The sequence below is a fragment of the Mesorhizobium sp. M2A.F.Ca.ET.067.02.1.1 genome (genome assembly GCF_004023285.1).
In the GTDB taxonomy this organism is placed as follows: domain Bacteria; phylum Pseudomonadota; class Alphaproteobacteria; order Rhizobiales; family Rhizobiaceae; genus Mesorhizobium.
The window spans coordinates 1-487 of record NZ_RZSB01001405.1 but is presented as its reverse complement, the minus strand read 5'-3'; the positions used below and the strand labels follow the sequence as shown (position 1 = coordinate 487).

Genomic DNA, 487 nt, shown 5'->3' with positions numbered 1-487 from the left:
GCTGCGACACATGGCGACGGCAGCCGGCGCAAACCGGCGGAAACAACAGACGCGCCGGCCAGGCCAGTGCCTGCCGCGTCATGTCCTGAACCGCGCTGGTCTTGATCTTGTGCACCGGATCGGCCACGTGAAAGGAAACCCCTCGCCACATTAACACCACTCCGGCGGGCGCGGACAACAGGAAGCTTTTGATTGCAGCCTTTGATTGACACTGAGCTCTGGCTCGCGCGCAAGCGCCGGGCCCTCGCCCGCCCCGTCGAGGGTGCCGATTTCCTGATGCGGCGAGCGGCCGAAGACCTTGCCGATCGGCTGGGTGCCGTCGAGCGCCGCTTCGGCAAGGCGGCCGCGCTGTTCTGCCAGACGTCGGCGGCGTTCGAGGTGCTCGCAGCCAGCGGCAAGGTCGGCGAGATCGTGCGCGTCGAGATGGACGAAGCGCTTCTCGCCGGCGGCCCGGGCCTGGTGGCGCCGCCGGAAACCGTGCCGTTCG

The 487-nt window shown here is 68.6% G+C and carries 1 pseudogene; it reads left to right on the top strand.

The window, feature by feature from the left end:
- Window positions 1-192 precede the first annotated feature (192 nt).
- Window positions 193-487 (top strand): annotated as a pseudogene (locus EOA28_RS38060) (SAM-dependent methyltransferase); the annotation flags it as partial.